The organism is Enterococcus sp. AZ089, assembly GCF_050547225.1.
Classification (GTDB): domain Bacteria; phylum Bacillota; class Bacilli; order Lactobacillales; family Enterococcaceae; genus Enterococcus_D; species Enterococcus_D entomosocium.
Map to the genome: position 1 here is coordinate 1312137 of NZ_CP172954.1, position 18434 is coordinate 1330570.

18 protein-coding genes are annotated in these 18434 nt (G+C 40.1%); 16 read left to right on the forward strand and 2 right to left on the reverse strand.

Annotated elements, in window-relative coordinates; genetic code table 11:
• Window positions 1-118: 118 nt before the first annotated feature.
• The 8 genes from mltG (at window position 119) to IGJ01_RS06235 (ending at window position 6494) form a co-directional block, all read left to right on the forward strand.
• Entirely contained in the window at window positions 119-1252 is a 1134-nt protein-coding gene (gene mltG / locus IGJ01_RS06200; RefSeq protein WP_429969992.1) for an endolytic transglycosylase MltG, read from the forward strand.
• A gap of 115 nt (window positions 1253-1367) precedes the next feature.
• Window positions 1368-1847 (forward strand): transcription elongation factor GreA, encoded by a 480-nt coding sequence (gene greA / locus IGJ01_RS06205; RefSeq protein WP_005229556.1) that lies wholly within the window; start codon window positions 1368-1370, stop codon window positions 1845-1847.
• Between the two features lie 152 nt (window positions 1848-1999).
• Complete coding sequence (liaF, locus tag IGJ01_RS06210) at window positions 2000-2731, forward strand: cell wall-active antibiotics response protein LiaF (RefSeq protein WP_008379602.1); 732 nt, start codon at window positions 2000-2002, stop codon at window positions 2729-2731.
• Window positions 2728-3795 carry a sensor histidine kinase gene (locus IGJ01_RS06215; RefSeq protein WP_008379604.1) on the forward strand — a complete coding sequence of 356 codons (1068 nt, stop codon included), beginning with the start codon at window positions 2728-2730 and terminating at the stop codon, window positions 3793-3795. The genes liaF and IGJ01_RS06215 overlap by 4 nt, the downstream gene beginning before the upstream one ends.
• A 3-nt stretch (window positions 3796-3798) precedes the next feature.
• Window positions 3799-4428 carry a response regulator transcription factor gene (locus tag IGJ01_RS06220; RefSeq protein WP_005236913.1) on the forward strand — a complete coding sequence of 210 codons (630 nt, stop codon included), beginning with the start codon at window positions 3799-3801 and terminating at the stop codon, window positions 4426-4428.
• Window positions 4429-4515: 87 nt separating this feature from the next.
• On the forward strand, window positions 4516-5181 hold the full coding sequence (locus IGJ01_RS06225; RefSeq protein WP_005229566.1) for a potassium channel family protein: 666 nt from the start codon (window positions 4516-4518) through the stop codon (window positions 5179-5181).
• 11 nt (window positions 5182-5192) lie between these two features.
• On the forward strand, window positions 5193-5492 hold the full coding sequence (locus IGJ01_RS06230) for a HesB/YadR/YfhF family protein (RefSeq protein ID WP_430601525.1): 300 nt from the start codon (window positions 5193-5195) through the stop codon (window positions 5490-5492).
• Window positions 5493-5549: 57 nt separating this feature from the next.
• Window positions 5550-6494, forward strand: coding sequence for a glycosyltransferase family 2 protein (locus tag IGJ01_RS06235; RefSeq protein WP_061053946.1), 945 nt, complete (start codon window positions 5550-5552; stop codon window positions 6492-6494).
• A 62-nt stretch (window positions 6495-6556) separates the two neighbouring features.
• Here IGJ01_RS06235 and IGJ01_RS06240 read toward each other — a convergent pair whose 3' ends face one another.
• Window positions 6557-7552 (reverse strand): phosphoglycerate dehydrogenase, encoded by a 996-nt coding sequence (locus IGJ01_RS06240; RefSeq protein WP_430601526.1) that lies wholly within the window; start codon window positions 7550-7552, stop codon window positions 6557-6559.
• Between the two features lie 26 nt (window positions 7553-7578).
• The gene (locus tag IGJ01_RS06245; RefSeq protein ID WP_061053948.1) at window positions 7579-8388 is read right to left on the reverse strand and encodes a DUF1189 domain-containing protein; all 810 of its coding nucleotides are present in this window, start codon (window positions 8386-8388) and stop codon (window positions 7579-7581) included.
• 132 nt (window positions 8389-8520) lie between these two features.
• Between IGJ01_RS06245 and IGJ01_RS06250 the strand changes: the two genes are divergently transcribed.
• The 8 genes from IGJ01_RS06250 (at window position 8521) to IGJ01_RS06285 (ending at window position 18426) form a co-directional block, all read left to right on the forward strand.
• Window positions 8521-8964, forward strand: coding sequence for a GtrA family protein (locus IGJ01_RS06250; RefSeq protein WP_034878673.1), 444 nt, complete (start codon window positions 8521-8523; stop codon window positions 8962-8964).
• Window positions 8965-9040: 76 nt separating this feature from the next.
• Window positions 9041-9646 carry a superoxide dismutase gene (locus tag IGJ01_RS06255; protein ID WP_005236898.1) on the forward strand — a complete coding sequence of 202 codons (606 nt, stop codon included), beginning with the start codon at window positions 9041-9043 and terminating at the stop codon, window positions 9644-9646.
• Window positions 9647-9790: 144 nt separating this feature from the next.
• Window positions 9791-9991: a cold-shock protein gene (locus IGJ01_RS06260; RefSeq protein WP_005229578.1), complete on the forward strand. Its 201-nt coding sequence runs from the start codon at window positions 9791-9793 to the stop codon at window positions 9989-9991.
• Between the two features lie 257 nt (window positions 9992-10248).
• Window positions 10249-11274, forward strand: a complete 1026-nt coding sequence (locus IGJ01_RS06265) for an LCP family protein (RefSeq protein ID WP_016621289.1) — start codon at window positions 10249-10251, stop codon at window positions 11272-11274.
• 407 nt (window positions 11275-11681) lie between these two features.
• Window positions 11682-13802: a peptidoglycan D,D-transpeptidase FtsI family protein gene (locus tag IGJ01_RS06270; protein ID WP_016613209.1), complete on the forward strand. Its 2121-nt coding sequence runs from the start codon at window positions 11682-11684 to the stop codon at window positions 13800-13802.
• Window positions 13803-13992: 190 nt separating this feature from the next.
• Window positions 13993-14274: a hypothetical protein gene (locus IGJ01_RS06275; RefSeq protein ID WP_008379625.1), complete on the forward strand. Its 282-nt coding sequence runs from the start codon at window positions 13993-13995 to the stop codon at window positions 14272-14274.
• Between the two features lie 3 nt (window positions 14275-14277).
• The gene (locus IGJ01_RS06280; protein WP_016613210.1) at window positions 14278-16314 is read left to right on the forward strand and encodes a cation:proton antiporter; all 2037 of its coding nucleotides are present in this window, start codon (window positions 14278-14280) and stop codon (window positions 16312-16314) included.
• 204 nt (window positions 16315-16518) lie between these two features.
• Window positions 16519-18426, forward strand: coding sequence for an ABC-F family ATP-binding cassette domain-containing protein (locus IGJ01_RS06285; RefSeq protein WP_430601527.1), 1908 nt, complete (start codon window positions 16519-16521; stop codon window positions 18424-18426).
• Window positions 18427-18434 lie beyond the last annotated feature (8 nt).

Below are 18434 nucleotides of genomic sequence, written 5' to 3' on the forward strand. Positions count from 1 at the left end.
CGAATTGAATTCTCAGCAAGAAGAGCGTCGATCAATTATTTCTCGGTCGGATAAAGAAAGCACAGAGAAAGAAAAAGGCTCTAGAAGCCAAAGTAAAGCTTTTGGTCACAATAATAAAATAGAACCAAGTAATGACGATTTAACGGGGAAAAACCAACGCAGATTGCAGCGCAGCAAGGAAGACAAAATAGTTAATAAGATCGTGTTGATTGTTGTTCTTGTTTTCTTAGTAATCGGCGGAATATTAGGTTTCTCAGCTTATCGATATGTTACTTCAAGTTTGCAGCCATTAGATCCAGATGATACTGAGAAGGTGACGATTGTTATTCCAAGCGGTTCATCGAATAAAGCAATTGGTGAGATCCTAGAGGATGAGAACATTATCAAAAGTGGAATGATTTTTAATTATTACACAAAATTTAATAATCTGACGGGCTTTCAAGCAGGAACATATCATTTTTCACCAAATATGACACTGGAAGCGATAAGTGAGCAGTTGCAAAATGGCGAAGGTTCGGTCACCTCTGATGCAAAAGTGACGATTCCAGAAGGGTTTGATGTGGATCAAATCGGTGATGCTCTAGCGGAAGCAACAAATATCTCGAAAGACGATTTCTTAGCTTTGATGGAAAGCGATGAGTTCTTTGAAAAAATGAAAGAAACCTATCCTGAGCTTTTAGCAAGTGCCGGCGATGCGCAAGGCGTGCGTTACCGACTAGAAGGATACTTGTTCCCAGCGACGTATGACTACTATACAGGGAATACCCTAGAAGAAGTCGTTACCCAAATGGTGGATAAATCAAATTCAGTCTTGTCCAAATATTTCGATCAAATTGCTCAAAAAGAAATGACGGTCCAAGAAGTCCTTACATTGGCTTCACTTGTTGAAAAAGAGGGTAGTAAGCTAGAAGATCGTAAAAATATCGCACAGGTATTCTTCAATCGTTTAGCGATTGATATGCCGCTGCAATCGGATATTTCGATTCTATACGCGTTAGGTGAGCACAAAGAGCTAGTCACTTATGAGGACACTCAAGTTGACTCTCCTTATAATCTCTATGTGCATACTGGCTACGGACCTGGACCATTCAACAATCCAAGCGAAGCAGCGATCCAAGCGGTCTTAGATCCAACACCGAACAACTACTATTATTTCGTTGCTGACATTCAAACCCAAGAAGTTTACTTTGCGGAAACCTATGAACAGCATATGCAATTAGTGGAACAATATGTAAACAATACCTCAAATTAAATTTTCATAGGTTTATAGTTTACATTTAAAAAAAAGCATGGTAATCTTTTGTGGACTCATCGCAAAAGATTACCTTTTGCGATTTATTAGAAGTTACTAAAAGGAGAAAAGAACTATGGTAGAAAAAGTTTACCCAATGACACTTGAAGGAAAAGAAAAGCTAGAACAAGAATTAGAAGAATTGAAAACGGTAAAACGCGGCGAGATCATTGAACGTATCAAGGTAGCCCGCAGTTTTGGCGATTTATCCGAAAACTCCGAGTATGAGTCTGCTAAAGATGAACAAGCGTTTGTCGAAGGCCGAATCACTACTTTAGAAAATATGATTCGTTTTGCAGAGATCATTGATAATGAGGGTGTAGACTCTGATGAAGTTTCCATCGGAAAAACTGTGATTTTTGTTGAGTTGCCTGATGGTGACGAAGAAGAGTACATGATCGTTGGTAGTGCTGAAGCAGATCCGTTTTCTGGTAAAATTTCCAATGATTCACCAATCGCTCGTGCTTTGATTGGGAAAAAAGTCAATGATGAAGTGACGATCTCAACGCCAGGCGGAGATATGCAAGTAAGAATCACAGAAGTAAAGAAAAGCTAGTCGCTTGATCACTAGGTAGATTTAGGTGACCCTGTTGTTCATTCTCCTTTAGGGAAATTGATCAAACAGGGTCTTTTTTCGGACCAGCGACGGATGGACAAACCATTTTTTTCAGGTATGATAAAGTAGAATTACTAGGAGGAGGAGCTTGAATGAAAAGTCCTTGGCGTTTTTTCTTTATTGTTGAAGCGCTCTTACTGCTTTTTGCGGTATGGCAAATTTTATCTAATCCGCCATTATTATTTTTATTAATACTTGGTGTGACGTGCTTGGTCCTTGTGAACCGAAGTGAGCGCAAGAGCAATTTTAAAAATTTCTTGATGGTCTCAAGTTCCATTGCTATTTTGATCAGTTTGTTAAATAGTCCAGCACTGTGGCTGATGCTGATTTTTGCGATTTTATTTATTGGTTTAAAAGGAGTCGAGATTACCGGAATCGACTTAACTAAAAATTCATTCTGGCGCAAAAAACAAATGATTATCGTTGAAACTGAAGAACCCAAAGTGGATCATCCGCTGAAACAAAAGCAGCAATGGTTAGGCAATGAACGGATCGGCAGTCAAGTCTATGAATGGGACGATATCAATTTAGATATCTTGACGGGAGACACTTTCATCGATCTAGGCAACACTTTATTGCCTAAGAAAGAAAACGTCGTGATCGTACGAAAAGGCTTTGGTAGAACTCGTATTTTAGTGCCTGCTGGCATAGCGATCAAATTAGAGCACAGTACTTTTATTGGCTCCGTTATCTTTGAAGGCGAAGAAACGAGCTTGAAAAATGAAAAAGTGACGATTTACAGCCCGGATTATGGCGAAAATAGTCGGCGTTTGAAAATCTTAACGAATACCCTTGTTGGTGATGTTGAGGTGATTCGGGTATGATTGGGAAATTTTCAAGAGGCATGATCGCTTTTTACGCAGGATTAGCAAGTTTTTTCACCATGATATTGATGCTGTTTTCCTATTTGTATGCCAGTGGGAAAAATAATTGGCTGATAGAAGTCTTTCAAATCAAACTCTTTTTTATCCCAATCGTCTTTCACTTACTTGTAATATCTGCATTGATTGCTTTAGCTGTCTTTTTACTGATTTCTTTTTTTCGCAACCGTCAATACGGTCCGGTGGAAGAAAAGCTAAGACTGTTAGCCAGCGGCTATATCGATAGCCCTTTATTGGAAACAAAGATCCCACATGCGTCTGAAAACCATTTGATTGCGAATGTGGATCGTGATATTGCCAGTATCCAATCGAAGATGAAACAGATGTCGATGGAATTACAGCAATTGAATGCGAAACCGCAGTTTGTTGATGGTCAGACGAAAGAAGAGATTTTAGAAGCAGAAAGGCAACGTCTGGCTCGTGAACTGCACGACTCTGTTTCTCAACAGCTGTTTGCCGCCATGATGATGATGTCTGCACTGAATGAGCAAGCGATTCGAACAGATGCTCCAGAAAGCCAAAAGAAACAGTTAGCTATGGTCACAGACATTATCAATGCTTCGCAATCTGAAATGCGGGCGCTCTTGCTTCATCTACGACCTGTAACTTTGGAAGGGAAGAGTCTAAAGCAAGGAATCGAGCAATTGTTAAAGGAATTAGAGACCAAAATCAAAATTCTATTGACTTGGGATATTGAAGACTTTACGATGCCTAGTTCGATTGAAGATCAACTCTTTCGCGTGATCCAAGAACTCTTGTCTAATACACTGCGCCACGCGAAAGCTGATGAGTTAGAAGTATACTTGCATCGCATCGATAATAACGTGTTATTGCGGGTGATCGATGACGGAGTTGGCTTTGATCCCCAAGATCAAAAGGCCGGCAGCTATGGCTTGATGAATATCCGAGAACGGGTAAGTGCTGTTGGCGGAACGTTGAAAATTATTAGTTTTAAAAATCAAGGAACCAGTATTGAAATCAAAGTTCCACTGTTGAAGGAGGCATAACGTATGATTAAAGTGTTGTTAGTTGATGACCATGAAATGGTTCGTCTGGGGGTCTCTTCTTATCTATCAATTCAAGACGATATAGAAGTAATTGGGGAAGCGGAAAATGGTCGAGTCGGGTATGAAAAGGCATTGGAATTACGTCCAGATGTGATTTTGATGGATTTGGTGATGGATGAAATGGATGGGATCGAATCTACGAAATTGATTTTAAATGATTGGCCAGAAGCAAAAATCATCATTGTCACTAGTTTTATTGATGACGAGAAAGTCTATCCTGCAATTGAAGCGGGTGCGGCCGGTTACCTGTTAAAGACGTCTACTGCTCATGAGATTGCGGAAGCCATTCGTGCAACCCAGCGAGGAGAGCGGGTCTTAGAACCCGAAGTCACCACGAAAATGATGGATCGTTTGACGAATCGGACACCAATCCTACATGAAGATTTGACCAATCGGGAACAAGAAGTGTTACTGTTGATCGCTGAAGGAAAGAGCAACCAAGAGATTGCGGATTCACTCTTCATTACGCTGAAAACAGTGAAGACACATGTGTCAAATATCTTATCAAAATTAGAAGTAGAAGATCGTACGCAAGCTACGATATATGCTTTTAAACATGGCTTGATAAAATAAAATCTTAATAATCATACCTCCTCATGGCAAGCAGGGGAGGTTTTTGTTATACTAAATAATGATCTGGCAAACAAAGGAGCGGTTGTGGTGAAGCAAAATTATGCAATTATTGGATTAGGTCGTTTCGGTGGAAGTATTTGTCGTACGTTGATTGAATCAGGTCAAGAAGTGTTGGCAATCGATAGCAACGAAGATCGTGTCAATGAATATATGAATATCGCCACCCATGCGGTGGTCGGCAACGCACAAGATGAGATGACGTTGCGTTCATTGGGTATCCGTAACTTTGACCATGTCATTGTTGCGATAGGTGAGGATATTCAAGCTAGTATTTTGGTGACCTTGATGGTAAAAGAAATGGGTGTTCCTAATATCTTAGCGAAAGCCCAAAACGAATACCATGCCCGTGTACTGGAAAAACTCGGCGCAGACCGTGTTGTCCATCCTGAACGTGACATGGGGATTCGCATCGCTCATAATCTAGTTTCCAAAAATATCTTAGATTATATTGAACTATCTGATGAATTTTCTTTAGCAGAGATTCGCGTGTCCAATCCACGCTTTTTCAATAAATCCCTGATTGAGCTGAATTTTCGACAAAAGTATGGTCTGACAGTCGTTGCGATTCGTCGGGGACCAGGACAAGTGATCGTTTCGCCTGATGCAGAGGCGATCGTGCGTGAAAATGACAATTTACTCGTGATCGGCAATACAGATGATGTAGATATACTCGATGAACATATGAATGATTAGGAGTGAAGAAAATGAACTTAACAATAAGTCCTGAAGCAATGCAATGGTTCAAAAAAGAGTTGGTGGTAGACCAAGGAAGCGGGATTCGTTTTTTTGGAAAAATTTATGGAAAGACACAAGTGCATGACGGATTTTCCGTGGGGATTTCAGTGGACAAACCAGAACGTCCGATCGTTGAACAAACCATTGACGGATTGCTTTTTTTTATTGATGAAGCGGATGAGTGGTTTTTCAAAGGCTATAATCTGACAGTTGATTATGATCAAACGTTGGATGAACCGAAGTACGATTTTAGTGAAGATAAAAAATAATGTGGATTCGGTCATAGCTGACCGGCTTCCCACGATTGGCTCTAGGAGATGAAACCGATGTTATCAATTGTTGTACCTTGTTTTAATGAAGAGGCGAGCTTGCCGATATTCTTTGAGGAAACAGAAAAGGTGAAGAAGTATTTAAACATGCCTTTTGAATATATTTTTGTTAATGACGGCTCTTCAGATCAAACACTACCTGTTTTAAGAGAGTTATATCGTGCCCATCCTGAAAGTGTTCGCTATTTATCTTTTTCGAGAAACTTTGGTAAAGAAGCGGCACTTTATGCAGGCTTACAAGCGGCGAAAGGCGATTTTGTCACTGTGATGGATGCAGATCTACAAGATCCGCCGACATTACTGCCAGAAATGTTTGCGATGCTGGAAGCAAAACCAGAGCTTGATTGTGTTGGGACCAGACGAGCAGATCGCAAAGGAGAACCGAAAATCCGTAGTTTTTTCTCAGATGCCTTCTATAATATTATCAACAAGATTGCCGATACCGAAATGGTAAATGGTGCCCGAGATTTTCGCTTGATGCGTCGTAATATGGTGGATGCCGTTTTACAACTGTCAGAGTACAATCGCTTTTCAAAAGGGATCTTCAGCTGGGTCGGCTTTGATACAGAATACATCGCTTATGAGAACCGGGAACGAGTCGCCGGTGAGACTTCGTGGTCATTTTGGAAACTATTCCAATATTCGATCGACGGGATTGTTAACTTTTCGGATACGCCGCTGAACATTGCTTCGTTTATTGGGGCGCTTTCCTGTTTTGGCTCTCTGATTGCTTTGGTATTTATAGTGATAAGAACCTTTATTTTTGGAGATCCGACATCAGGATGGCCTTCGATGGTCAGCATCTTCTTATTTGTTGGTGGACTACAATTGCTTTGTTTAGGAATCATCGGCAAGTATATCGGAAAAATTTTCTTAGAGACTAAAAATAGACCCTTGTATTTTTTGAAAGAAACCGAAAAAGATCAAGAAAAACAAAAATAAAAAAAGTGTACAAGTTGAAGGGTTTGCCTCCGACTGTACACTTTTTTTGCGGAAAGAATATGTTAGTAGCCTTTATCCAAGTTTATCTCATTTTTTACAAGTTCTTGTTTTGCCAAAAATTGTTGGAAGTTCGCTAAGAAAATGGACATAAATGCCTTTTGAAAATGGGGCGTATGCCCTGAGATATGGGGGGTTATCAAAAGGTTTTCGATGTGCCATAACGGATCATTTTCGGGCAATGGCTCTTCTTCAAAAACATCCAGAGCGGCAAATGATAGTTGCTTTTTTTCTAGGGCTTTTGCTAATGCAGTGGTATCCACACTTGGCCCGCGGCCGACATTATAAAAGGAAGCACTAGGTTTCATTTGGGCAAAAAAAGCTGCATCATACAAGTGATTGGTTTCTTCCGTCAGAGGAAGGTTGTTGATGACGCAATCGGCGGTTTTTGCGCAAGCGTGTAAGTCAGATAACGCAAACGTTTTTTCAAAACCTGTCACGTCATGCCCGCTAGTATTGATACCAATGGGACTTACACCAAAAAAGGTCAATGCTTGAGCTAACTTTTGGCCAATTTGTCCCGTACCAACGATCAAAATCTCTTGGTCCGACAATTTTGTATAGGGGATTGTATTTGGTGACCATTGCTGTTTTCTCTGTTGCTGAATTGCTTGGAAAATCCCGCGGTTTTCCATAAATAGTAGAGCCAACAAATGGTCTGTGATCGATTCGGCATGGATGCCGCTGCCATTAGATAAGCGAATATTGTATTTCGCAAACTCTTTTAATGGTAAGGTGTCTACGCCAGCTGAAATTGCTTGGACCCATTTCAAATTTGTTTTCTCAGTTAGCAGGTAGTCCTTCCATTCCGACTTCCAACCAATGGTGATTTCTACTTGTGACCAATCAATTGCTTGGTCCTTTGTGTACACAAGAAATTGATAGTCTTTTTCGATTTGTTTCACATATGTGTCACGAAACTCTCGAGTAGCTAAGATTATTTTTTTCATTGCCAAGCCTCCTTTTAACATAAGTGTAGCAAAGAATGAGAAAAAAACCATGTTCAAGGAATTGACCATGGCCTAGATTAGGTTTTAAACTGAATTTTTGGAGAATGTTTGACCCCTTGTGTGAATAAGAATAAAGAACCAAACAAAATAAAGGTGGTTGCATCGAAGGAAGGCAATAGTAGTTGTACGATTACACTAATAAGCGTAGGCAATGCAGCACTTACGATTAGAATCTTTAAATTTTCAAAGAAGGTATAGGAGAATCGTTTTAATCTTGTATAGATCGTTGCAATAAAGGTCCCCATCACTAAGGTGATCAGCAAGCTGACAAATGATGGATACAATGCAACAAAAAAGACAATGAGTTTGATTAGCCATGGAATCGCTTGGTTTGATAGCGCTTCTCGAATCGCCTGACCGTTAAGATTGCGCAGCGCAGGCTCACTGTAATCAAATTCTAATTGATTAGAATCTAACATTGACGTCGATAAGCCAGAAGAGGGGATACGGATGACCAGCTGATCTTTTAACAAGCCAACAGCGATGACAGAGCCAGTGACATCAGATGCAATATCTGCTGGCGTACGGTTGCCATCTGGATCGAAAGTAAAGATGATCGAATCGGTTTGATAAATGAAACCTTGCGTATCCGGCGCTGTAGCAAGCTGCCCATTTTCGATCGTAAAATCTGGAATCGATTCTCCAATTTTTTGTCCGTCTGCTTGCACATCGCGAAAGACACCTAATACATTGATGGTCATCGGTACCGCGATAAGCACGGAGGCGCTTAATAGAAAAACGATTACTTTGGAAAATTCTGCTTTTTTGACAAATTTTAAATCAGGTATTCGGAAAAAAGCAATTTTAAATAGTTGGATGATAGTCATTTGCTGATGAACTCCTTTGTGGTATAACTAGAGTAATTGTAACGAAGGGTTCTTTGAATTACAAGGAATTCACAAAAAAAGAACCAATAATCGAATGAATGAATAAATAAAGAAATGAAAGTAGGCAAAAGAATGCAAAAGTACAACGAATACAAGCAGTTCTTGCAGCAAAAAAAGTTGTGGGAGCCGATTACGTACTTATTTTTTGGTGGATTAACGACTGTAGTCAACATTGTCGTCTACCTCGTTTTTCGTGAAGGATTTGGTTTTTATTACCAGACAGCGAATGTGATTTCCTGGATTGCTTCTGTTTTGTTCGCCTACTTTACAAATAAGTTATGGGTCTTTGAAGCAAAAACCGAGACAAAGCAAGAGTCATGGGCGGCATTTGGGAAGTTCATTTTCTTTCGCGTCTTATCATTAGGCTTAGATATGCTTTGTATGTATCTATTTATTTCAATTTTGGCAACCGGCGATCTAGTTGCCAAGCTGGTCACCCAAGTTGTTGTTGTTTTGGCAAACTATGTGTTTAGTAAATTTTTGATTTTCAATACGAAAAAAAGTGAGAAAAAGTAAGCATATTTTTTGAACAAAGTCTGATAGTCTGATAATGTTACTTATGTAAACATTATCATTGAGGAGGAATTTTTTTATGACTTACACATTACCAGATTTACCTTACGCATACGATGCATTAGAACCATACATTGATGAAGAAACGATGCATTTGCATCATGATAAACACCATAACACTTATGTAACAAACTTAAACGCAGCGATTGAAAAACATCCTGAATTAGGTGAAAAAACAGTTGAAGAATTATTAGCTGACTTTTCTTCTGTACCAGAAGATATTCAAACAGCAGTTCGTAACAATGGTGGCGGCCATGCCAACCATACGTTCTTCTGGGAAATCTTAGGCCCAAATGCTGGTGGCGAACCTACTGGAGCCATCAAAGAAGCAATTGACGAAGCTTTCGGTAGCTTTGAAGACTTTAAAGAAGAATTCAAAACTGCAGCAACCGGACGTTTTGGTTCAGGTTGGGCATGGTTAGTCGTGAAAGATGGCAAATTAGCAATCACATCAACAGCGAATCAAGATTCACCATTGATGGATGGCCAAACGCCTGTTTTAGGTTTAGATGTTTGGGAACATGCGTATTACTTGAAATACAAAAATGTTCGTCCAGATTACATCAATGCTTTCTGGAGTGTTGTTAATTGGGACAAAGTAAACGAATATTTCGCAAAAGCTTAAACAATTTACTAGAAAGAAGCCTGCTAAAAGGCTTCTTTTTTTGTGAATAGAAAGAGTCGTTTTGATATTGCTAACGCTTACATAATCCGCTATAATAAAGGCGACGGAATCGTCGGATTATAATTATTGGAGGCTTTACACACTATGGAACATGGGAAAGTAAAATGGTTCAACAACGAAAAAGGGTTTGGTTTTATTACAGTTGACGGTGGCGATGATGTATTTGTTCACTTTTCTGCCATTCAAGGAGACGGTTTTAAATCACTTGAAGAAGGTCAAGAAGTTGAATTTACGATCGTTGAAGGTGCCCGCGGGCCGCAGGCAGCGGAAGTAACCAAAGTCTAATTACCTAATTAAAGAATCGACTGAAAAGCCTTGCAGCTAAGCAAGGTTTTTTTTCGGTCTAGATAGTTTCTGGCAAAACCATGAAAGAAAAGAATGAGAAAACTGTTTCTTTCCTTCAAGGGAGGAATCCTTGCATTTTGTTTCATTTACATTACATTTTTATTAAAACAAATGTTTTATAACAAATGAGATTGCTCTATGATATAAATTATGCGAAAATTTAGTCGATTGTTATTTTTTATCGGACGAGGTGCAAGATGCGAAAATATCAAAGAATAGTAATAGGAATATTAGGGATTTTGGTCCTGGGAATTATCGGATTAACTGTGTACGGTTTGCAAGTTTATAATGATACAAGTTCAACTTTTGAACATATTTCTAAACCAGTTGATCGAAACACAAAAAGGCGTTCAGAAACTGTCAACATTGAAAAAAGAGAACCTTTTTCTATCTTGTTACTAGGAATTGATACCGGAGCTTTAGGAAGGACCGAGCAAGGTCGTTCAGATAGTATGATGGTTGTTACAGTAAATCCAGAAAAAAAGCAATCTACGATCGTTAGCTTGGACAGGGATATATTTACTCAAATCATCGGGTATGGAACTTTAGACAAGTTAAATCATGCATACGCTTTTGGGGGAGAAGCCATGGCAATGGATTCTGTGGAAAATCTTTTGGATATACCGATCGATCATTATGTGACAATCAACATGCAAGGGATGAGAGATTTGATTGATGCAGTTGGTGGAATCGAAGTAACGAATGATATCGACTTTACGCTCGAGGGAGTCCATGTTCCGAAAGGAAAAATCACTTTAAATGGGAAAACTGGTCTAGCTTATGCACGTATGCGTAAAGAAGACCCAGAAGGAGATATTGGTAGGCAGAAAAGACAACGAGAAGTTGTAACAAAAATTTTAAAAAAAGTGATGAGTTTGGATGGAATCAATAATTATCAGAAAATATTAAAAGCTGTTGAAAAAAATTCAAAGACAGATCTAACATGGGACGATATGCTGGATGTCGCAAAGAACTATTTACCTGCTTTTACGACGATTCATCAAGAGCAGCTTCAAGGGGAGGGGCAAATGTTGAATGATGTCTACTATCAGCTTTTAGGGGTCAATCAGCTCTTACACATGCAAAATACACTCAGAGAACAACTGGCCCTCCCTCAAAACAATCAGCTCTCACAAGGAGATGAACATACACAAGGCTATGTCAACTATCAGTTCTACGATGACAGTGCAGTCTTTTCCGATGGCGAGGGTGCGAGTGAATAGATCCATATAGCTGTCTTTCGATCAATTGAGGGTGTGTCGGTTTGTACGTCTCCTTCAACTGTTTGATAGGATAGCGGAATCGATACATGGGCAACTGCTTGTGTGTCGATTTTTCGTTTATATGAAAGCTCCTCTCGCTTCAATCGATCTAGTTTTCCACAAAAAAAGAAATGTAAATCTTGTTTCACGAAACCATCAAATGAAAAAACATAAGAAAGCTTAAAAAAACAATTTTTTCATGAAAGAATGAAAATGAAACAATCAAACTGTGAAACATTTACTCGGATTCACGCCAATTTTTATAGTTTTTTCTAAGGATTAATGGATATTTTTTGTTTTTTCTGTTTCGAATCGAATTTTTTGGTAAAATAGGACAGTAGTCATTATAGATTGGAAGGATAGATGAGATGAAGAATTTGAAAGATAAAGTTGTCCAAGGGATACGCAAGGGGCCAGAAGAACCAAAGGCTAAATCGTATCGCAAATCTCATGTTCCATTTCGATTGAACTTTTTGTTTTTTATTATTTTTGCTTTGTTTGTGTCCTTGATCGTTCAATTAGGCTATCTACAGATCGTCAATGGCGACAATATTGAGCAGCAGTTGAAAGCTTCATCTGTAGTGGAAGTCAAAGGAAGCGCCCCTCGGGGAATGATCTATGACGCTTCTGGAAAAGCGCTGGTGGAAAATCAAGCCAATGCAGCAATCACATTTACCCGCGGAAACAAAATGACCGCTCAAGATTTATTAGAAACGGCCAAAAAATTGAGCGAGTTGATCGAAGTACCTGTGGACAAAAACTTGTCTGATCGTGATCTTAAGGACTTTTGGCTGGCCGATGAAGAAAATCTTGAAGCAGCAACTGACCGATTGAGTGATGAAGAGCGTTCTTTAGGTACTTCTGAACAATATGCGGCAACCGTTGATAAAGTGACAGAAGATGAAATCAATTTCTCTGATGCAGAATTAGAAGCAGCCACGATTTTTAAGCGGATGAATAGCGCCCAATCTTTGAGTACGGTCTTTATTAAGACGTCGGATGTGTCTGACCGTGAATTAGCTGTTGTCGCTGAAAATATGGTTGATTTACCGGGAATCTCCACGGGGACTGATTGGACGAGAAACATCGTTGAAGGAAGTTCTCTGGCTAGTTTGATCGGAACGGTGACTAGTGAAGAACAAGGGATTCCGGAAGAAGTTTTGGATGAATTTTTAGAAAAAGGCTATGCTCGTAATGATCGCGTTGGACGTAGTTATTTAGAGCAGCAGTATGAAGAAGTCTTACAAGGCACAAAATCCATTTCCGAGATTTCCCTTGATAACAATAATAATATTGAAAGTCAAAAAGAAACCTTTGCTGGGGCAAAAGGGGATAACCTTGTATTAACATTAGATGCTGAGTTTCAAGCGAGAGTTGATAAAATCTTGCAAGACAATTTCCAAAAACTGATTGATTCTGGGGCAGCAGAATATTCTCCAGGGGTTTACGCAGTGGCGTTAAATCCAAAAACCGGCGGCGTTTTGTCAATGTCCGGCTATCATCATGATACAGGTTCAAATGAATTGCAGGAAAATGCCATTGGTACCTTCATTAATTCCTTTGTACCAGGGTCCGTTGTCAAAGCAGGGACTTTGGCTGCCGGCTGGGAAAATGGGGTCTTAAACGGCAATGAAGTGTTATTGGATCAACCAATCAGAATTGGCTCCGATGTAAAAGCCTCAATTTTCAACCCAACTGGGGCAAATAATCGTAACCTTTCTGCGGAGCAGGCGTTGGAAGTTTCTTCTAACTCCTATATGATGCAAGTCGCTTTACGTTTGATGGGCATCAATTATCAGTCAGGTATCTCGATTCCAACAGTGGATCGTCAAGGGGATGTCTATGAAAAACTACGTTCGTCTTTTGCCTCTTTTGGTATGGGAACTGAAACTGGGATCGATTTACCTGGAGAAGCGACTGGTATCAGCACATCGATCGATAATATGGACCCCGTCAGTGATGGTGGGAAGATCCTTGACTTGGCTTTTGGTCAGTTTGATACCTATACCACGTTGCAGCTGGCACAATATGCAGCAACCGTTGCTAATGGTGGCAAAAGATTGCAGCCTCATATCGTCGACGGTATTTACGGCAATGATGAAACTGGCGGTCTTGGCTCACTGATCGAAGAGATCGAACCAACGGTATTGAATGAAGTTGGTTTAACAGATGCTCAAATGCAAATTGTTCAAAATGGATTTTATGATGCAGTTCATGGAACGGATGCTTGGGCAACTGCCAAAGGCTTGGCTTCTGCGAAAATGGAGGTCTCTGCCAAAACAGGTACTGCCGAAACACCAATTGTGGATAGTAATGGCAATACCATCAGCTTAGTTAACCTAAACATCGTTGCCTACGGGCCAAGCAGTGATGCGGATATTGCGATTGCGATCGTAATGCCTCAATTAAAAGGCGACACAGATACCCATCCAAATATTCAAATCGCCAAAGAGATCATGGATGCTTACTACGACTTATATATGAAATAAGCATAAAAAATCGCAGTGAAGACTGCGGTTTTTTTGTTTTATAAGAAAACTGATAGAAAACCAACATTTAGTGAGAAAGACTTGCTATTTTTGAATGATTGGCTTAGAATACTAGCGGTCAAGAGATAATTTTGATTTGCACGTTAAATAAAAAGATAAACTGATGATAAAAGGGGTAAAAAACGTAATTATGAACAAGGAATGTTTAAGTAAGCAAGAACTAATGAAGCAGTTGGGACAATTTACACCAGCTGAAAAAAAGGAGATTCGGGATTATTTACAACGGAAAAATCCATTGCTTTTCCGAAAATTTGAACGAATGAAACACGATTTATATCGCTTGGAATCACGGCGTGTCCAATGCGAGATTGAAAATAACGAAAAGGAGTTAGGTCTTCTAAACGACAAGATCCTTTTAAAAAAAGAAGATTTTCTTGAGCTGTTATTAGCCATTCGAAAGAAAAGAGGGTAATGGATGGAATTTATTGAACTCGTCATTATCATTGCAATTCTTGTCACATTATCAAATGTGGCGAGCAAAATATTGCCCTCAGTACCGATCTTTTTTATTCAAATCATCTTAGGAATTTTATTAGGTCTTACAGAAATGGGTCAAGAGATCGCCTTTGAACCGGAAATGTTTTTAGTAATGATCATTGGTCCATTGCTATTTCGAGAAGGGGAACGAGCAGATGTACCTGAGATCCTAAAAAACAGCAAGATCGTGCTGTTTTTGGCTTTTGGTGGCGTGTTAATGACGCTGTTTGCGGTCGGCGGAACCCTCCATTGGTTGATGCCGACGATACCTCTGGCTGCTTGCTTCGCTTTCGGGGCTGCGTTAGGACCAACTGATGCGGTGGCAGTCTCCTCATTAGCAAAGCGTTTGAAAATTTCCAAAAACATTATGCATATTCTTGAAGGCGAGGGCTTACTGAACGATGCTTCGGGGGTTACCGCATTACAGTTTGCTATCGTGGCTTTGACTACCGGGAGTTTTTCAGCAGCCAACGCAGGCTTCCAACTTCTTTTCTCTAGTATCGGTGGCGGGCTTGTCGGTTACTTGATAGTATGGCTGAAACGCCGGATTTTACGTTTTATTGAAAAAATCTCGGCACAAGATGTCACAGTATACTTATTGATTGAACTGCTCTTGCCATTTGCTGCCTATTTGCTGGCAGAAATGATTGGCGTCTCAGGGATTATCGCAGCAGTTGTGGCAGGTGTAGCCCAAGCCCAAAGAAAACGCCGGATCTCGTTGTTTGATGCAGAATTAGCGAACATTTCGGAAAGCACATGGTCGACCATTGTCTTTACATTGAACGCATTAGTGTTTCTCTTTCTAGGGATCGAGTTGTCACAAGTCTTTTCACCGATCTGGGAAAGCAAAAACTATGCAAACTGGCATCTAGTCATCACGATTTTAGTCGTCACAGCGGTGATTTTCCTCGTACGTTTTATCTTTTTGCTATTTTATTATTGGTTCTTACAGTCAAAAAAACAAGTATCCATGAATCAAGTCGCCTTGTTGACCTTTGGTGGCGTCAAGGGAACAGTCAGTTTGGCAGCCATCTTCATTTTACCGGTGATGGTGCATGAGACACCGTTTCAGGAACGGAGCTTGCTCCTGTTTTTGACCGCCTGTGTAATTTTGCTGACATTGATCATCAGCGTGATGGTCTTACCTTATTTGGCAGATGGTGAAGCTGCCGAAAGTGTCGACTTCAATCACTTGCTGATCTTAGAAGACGTCATCGAACAATTGGAAGCAGAAGAAAAACAAGAGCTTTCTGATAAAGGTCGCTTAGCGATCGATGCTGTCATCAATTCCTATGAAAATCGTCGTTGGGAATTGTATCGCAATAGTTTGACTGATTCAGAAAAACAAGAAATCCAAGAAATTCAAGGATTGATCTTATCGATCGAACAAGACGGCTTGGATGAAGCTTATCGAAATGGGAAAGTCAGCCTAAATGGCTATCGTTTTTATTCACGCTTTATTTCTCAGCAGCAGCATTCCCTCGCAAAACAAATTCTCTCATTCTTTAGTTTTTGGCTCTTCTTTATTCAGCGTTTTATTCGTGTACTGATCCATCCACGTTTGTTTTTACAGCGGCAGCAGCAACTGAAAGATGCCTTGAAACAACGAGACATTTCTGAAGTACAAAAAATCTACTTAAAAAACAGCGAATACATTTTTCACAGTTTGAGCAATTTAGAAGATGTTTATGATTCCTCGCTGATCAATTTCTTTATTCGTCAACGAGAAATGAGCATCAAACGGTTTGAACATAGCAATTTCATTGAAACGATCATGATTGAGCAAGACCCGATTTTTGTTAAGAAAGTCCTTTGGGGCTATTATCTTGAGCGCAAGACGATCGATGAATATGAAGTGGCTGAGAAAATTTCAACGATTTCTGCAAATGAGTACCGACGCAATGTCAATCTGTTAGAATCGTATGCGATGTCTCGAGCGGAAGAACAACCGAAACAGCGGATGTTCCGCCGATAATATGTCTCTAAAGGCGCGCAACTTGATGCACGTTTTATGGAGTGTCTCCGTCAGGTTATTCCTAAAAGATGATCAACATCGATGATCAGAGGGAATAAACTGACGAAGGCATTCTTTTTTATTGCAAAAACTGCTCCTTTCTCTCATCGTTTCCTCGGATGAAATGTGGTACAATGAGCGAAGAAAAAACTCAGGAGGGATTCTGTGAAAGAATTAAAAGTAAGTGAATTAACCAAAACTTACGGTGAAAAAACACTGTTTGATCAGCTTTCTTTTCTGATACATGAAAAAGATCGGATCGGTTTGATCGGTGTCAATGGCACGGGGAAATCAAGTTTGCTGCGAATCTTAGCAGGTTTGGTTCGTGGAGATGGTGATCGCCAAACTGTTTTTGCTAGTCAAGATTATCGAATTGGCTTTTTAGCGCAAGACAATCAGCTACAAGAAGAATTATCCGTTGTAGATGCTGTTTTTCAAGGGACCAGTCCGCTGATCCGCGTTGTTCGCGACTATGAAAAAGCGCTGATTGCTTTAGAAAATAATGGTATGGATCAACAAACGCAGCGCAATTATCAATTGGCAGAAGAAGCGATGAATAAAGCGGATGCTTGGAACACAGATACAACAGCCAAAATTATCCTCCAAAAACTTGGGATCAGTGATTTAAAGAAAAAGGTCAGTGAGTTATCTGGAGGTCAAAAGAAACGAGTGGCTATGGCTCAAGTATTGATCGATGAACCAGACCTGTTGTTATTGGATGAACCGACTAACCACTTAGATTATGATGCGATCCAATGGTTGGAAGGCTATCTAAAAAATTATCGGGGTGCGTTATTGATGGTGACCCACGATCGCTACTTTTTGGATCGAGTCGTTAACCGAATCTTTGAATTGTCCTTTGGCAAGCTGCATGAATATCAAGGCAATTACGAGACGTATCTTCATGCTCGATCAGAACGAGAACGAGTGGAGGAGACGCAAGAAGACAAGCGCAAGCAGTTATACAAACATGAGTTGGCTTGGATTCGCACCGGAGCAAAGGCCCGTACAACGAAACAACAGGCACGGATCGATCGTTTCGATGATTTAAAAGAAAACCTACATCAAGTAAAACGTAACGGCGAAGTGGCCATTGATGTTGCTACGACACGCTTAGGCAAACAAGTCTTAGAGCTAAAAGATGCGAGTTTCCAGATTGAAAACAAAACGATTTTGTCTCACTTTGATTTGTTGATTCAATCAAGAGAACGCTTAGGGATCACAGGAGAAAACGGTGCGGGCAAATCAACGTTGCTCAATATTTTAGCTGGTCACCTGCCTTTAGAAGAAGGGGAGCGTACGATTGGCGTGACTGTGAAAATGGCTTATTATACGCAAACGATTGAAGCGATGAACCCTGATCAGCGAATGATTGCTTATTTGCAAGAAGCAGCCGAGGAAGTGCAAAAAGTGGATGGCTCACAAGTCAGTGTCGCAGAAATGCTGGAACAGTTTTTGTTTCCGCGATCCATGCACGGCACTAAGATCGGCAAGCTATCTGGCGGAGAAAAACGACGACTATTTTTACTCAAGCTATTGATTGGACAGCCAAATGTTCTCTTGTTAGATGAACCGACCAACGATTTGGATATTGATACCCTGACGATTTTGGAAAATTATTTGGAAACATTCCCAGGTGCAGTGATCACTGTTTCCCATGACCGCTACTTTTTAGATAAAGTTGCCCAAAAATTGCTGATCTTCGAAGGAGACGGCAGGATTAAGTCCTACTTTGGTTCCATTAATGAGTACTTAGCAGCCAATACCAATAAAGCTAGTTCAAGTGTACTAGAGCCAAAAGAATCAAAAAACGATTCGCTTTCTGCTGATAGTGAGGAGTCTGCTGCAGCGCCTGTCAAAAAGAAACTGAGTTATATGGAACAAAAAGAGTGGGCGACAATTGAAGATGATATCGCGGTGTTAGAAGAAAAAGCTGCCACTTTGACTGAAGCGATGAATCATCAAGGAGCTGACTTTACCAAGCTCCAAAAATTACAGCAAGAAATCAGCGAGGTTGAAACGCAACTTGCAGAAAAAATGGATCGTTGGGAATATTTGAGCGAATTTGTGTAGAGTAAAGG

Coding starts and splice junctions, on each gene's coding strand:
- IGJ01_RS06230 (WP_430601525.1), top strand. CDS start 5,193: ATGAACTTAACAATAAGTCCTGAAGCAATGCAATGGTTCAAAAAAGAG.
- IGJ01_RS06275 (WP_008379625.1), top strand. CDS start 13,993: ATGAACAAGGAATGTTTAAGTAAGCAAGAACTAATGAAGCAGTTGGGA.
- IGJ01_RS06250 (WP_034878673.1), top strand. CDS start 8,521: ATGCAAAAGTACAACGAATACAAGCAGTTCTTGCAGCAAAAAAAGTTG.
- IGJ01_RS06240 (WP_430601526.1), bottom strand. CDS start 7,552: ATGGTTTTTTTCTCATTCTTTGCTACACTTATGTTAAAAGGAGGCTTG.
- IGJ01_RS06245 (WP_061053948.1), bottom strand. CDS start 8,388: ATGACTATCATCCAACTATTTAAAATTGCTTTTTTCCGAATACCTGAT.
- greA (WP_005229556.1), top strand. CDS start 1,368: ATGGTAGAAAAAGTTTACCCAATGACACTTGAAGGAAAAGAAAAGCTA.
- IGJ01_RS06235 (WP_061053946.1), top strand. CDS start 5,550: ATGTTATCAATTGTTGTACCTTGTTTTAATGAAGAGGCGAGCTTGCCG.
- IGJ01_RS06220 (WP_005236913.1), top strand. CDS start 3,799: ATGATTAAAGTGTTGTTAGTTGATGACCATGAAATGGTTCGTCTGGGG.
- IGJ01_RS06270 (WP_016613209.1), top strand. CDS start 11,682: ATGAAGAATTTGAAAGATAAAGTTGTCCAAGGGATACGCAAGGGGCCA.
- IGJ01_RS06260 (WP_005229578.1), top strand. CDS start 9,791: ATGGAACATGGGAAAGTAAAATGGTTCAACAACGAAAAAGGGTTTGGT.
- IGJ01_RS06265 (WP_016621289.1), top strand. CDS start 10,249: ATGCGAAAATATCAAAGAATAGTAATAGGAATATTAGGGATTTTGGTC.
- IGJ01_RS06215 (WP_008379604.1), top strand. CDS start 2,728: ATGATTGGGAAATTTTCAAGAGGCATGATCGCTTTTTACGCAGGATTA.
- liaF (WP_008379602.1), top strand. CDS start 2,000: ATGAAAAGTCCTTGGCGTTTTTTCTTTATTGTTGAAGCGCTCTTACTG.
- IGJ01_RS06255 (WP_005236898.1), top strand. CDS start 9,041: ATGACTTACACATTACCAGATTTACCTTACGCATACGATGCATTAGAA.
- IGJ01_RS06280 (WP_016613210.1), top strand. CDS start 14,278: ATGGAATTTATTGAACTCGTCATTATCATTGCAATTCTTGTCACATTA.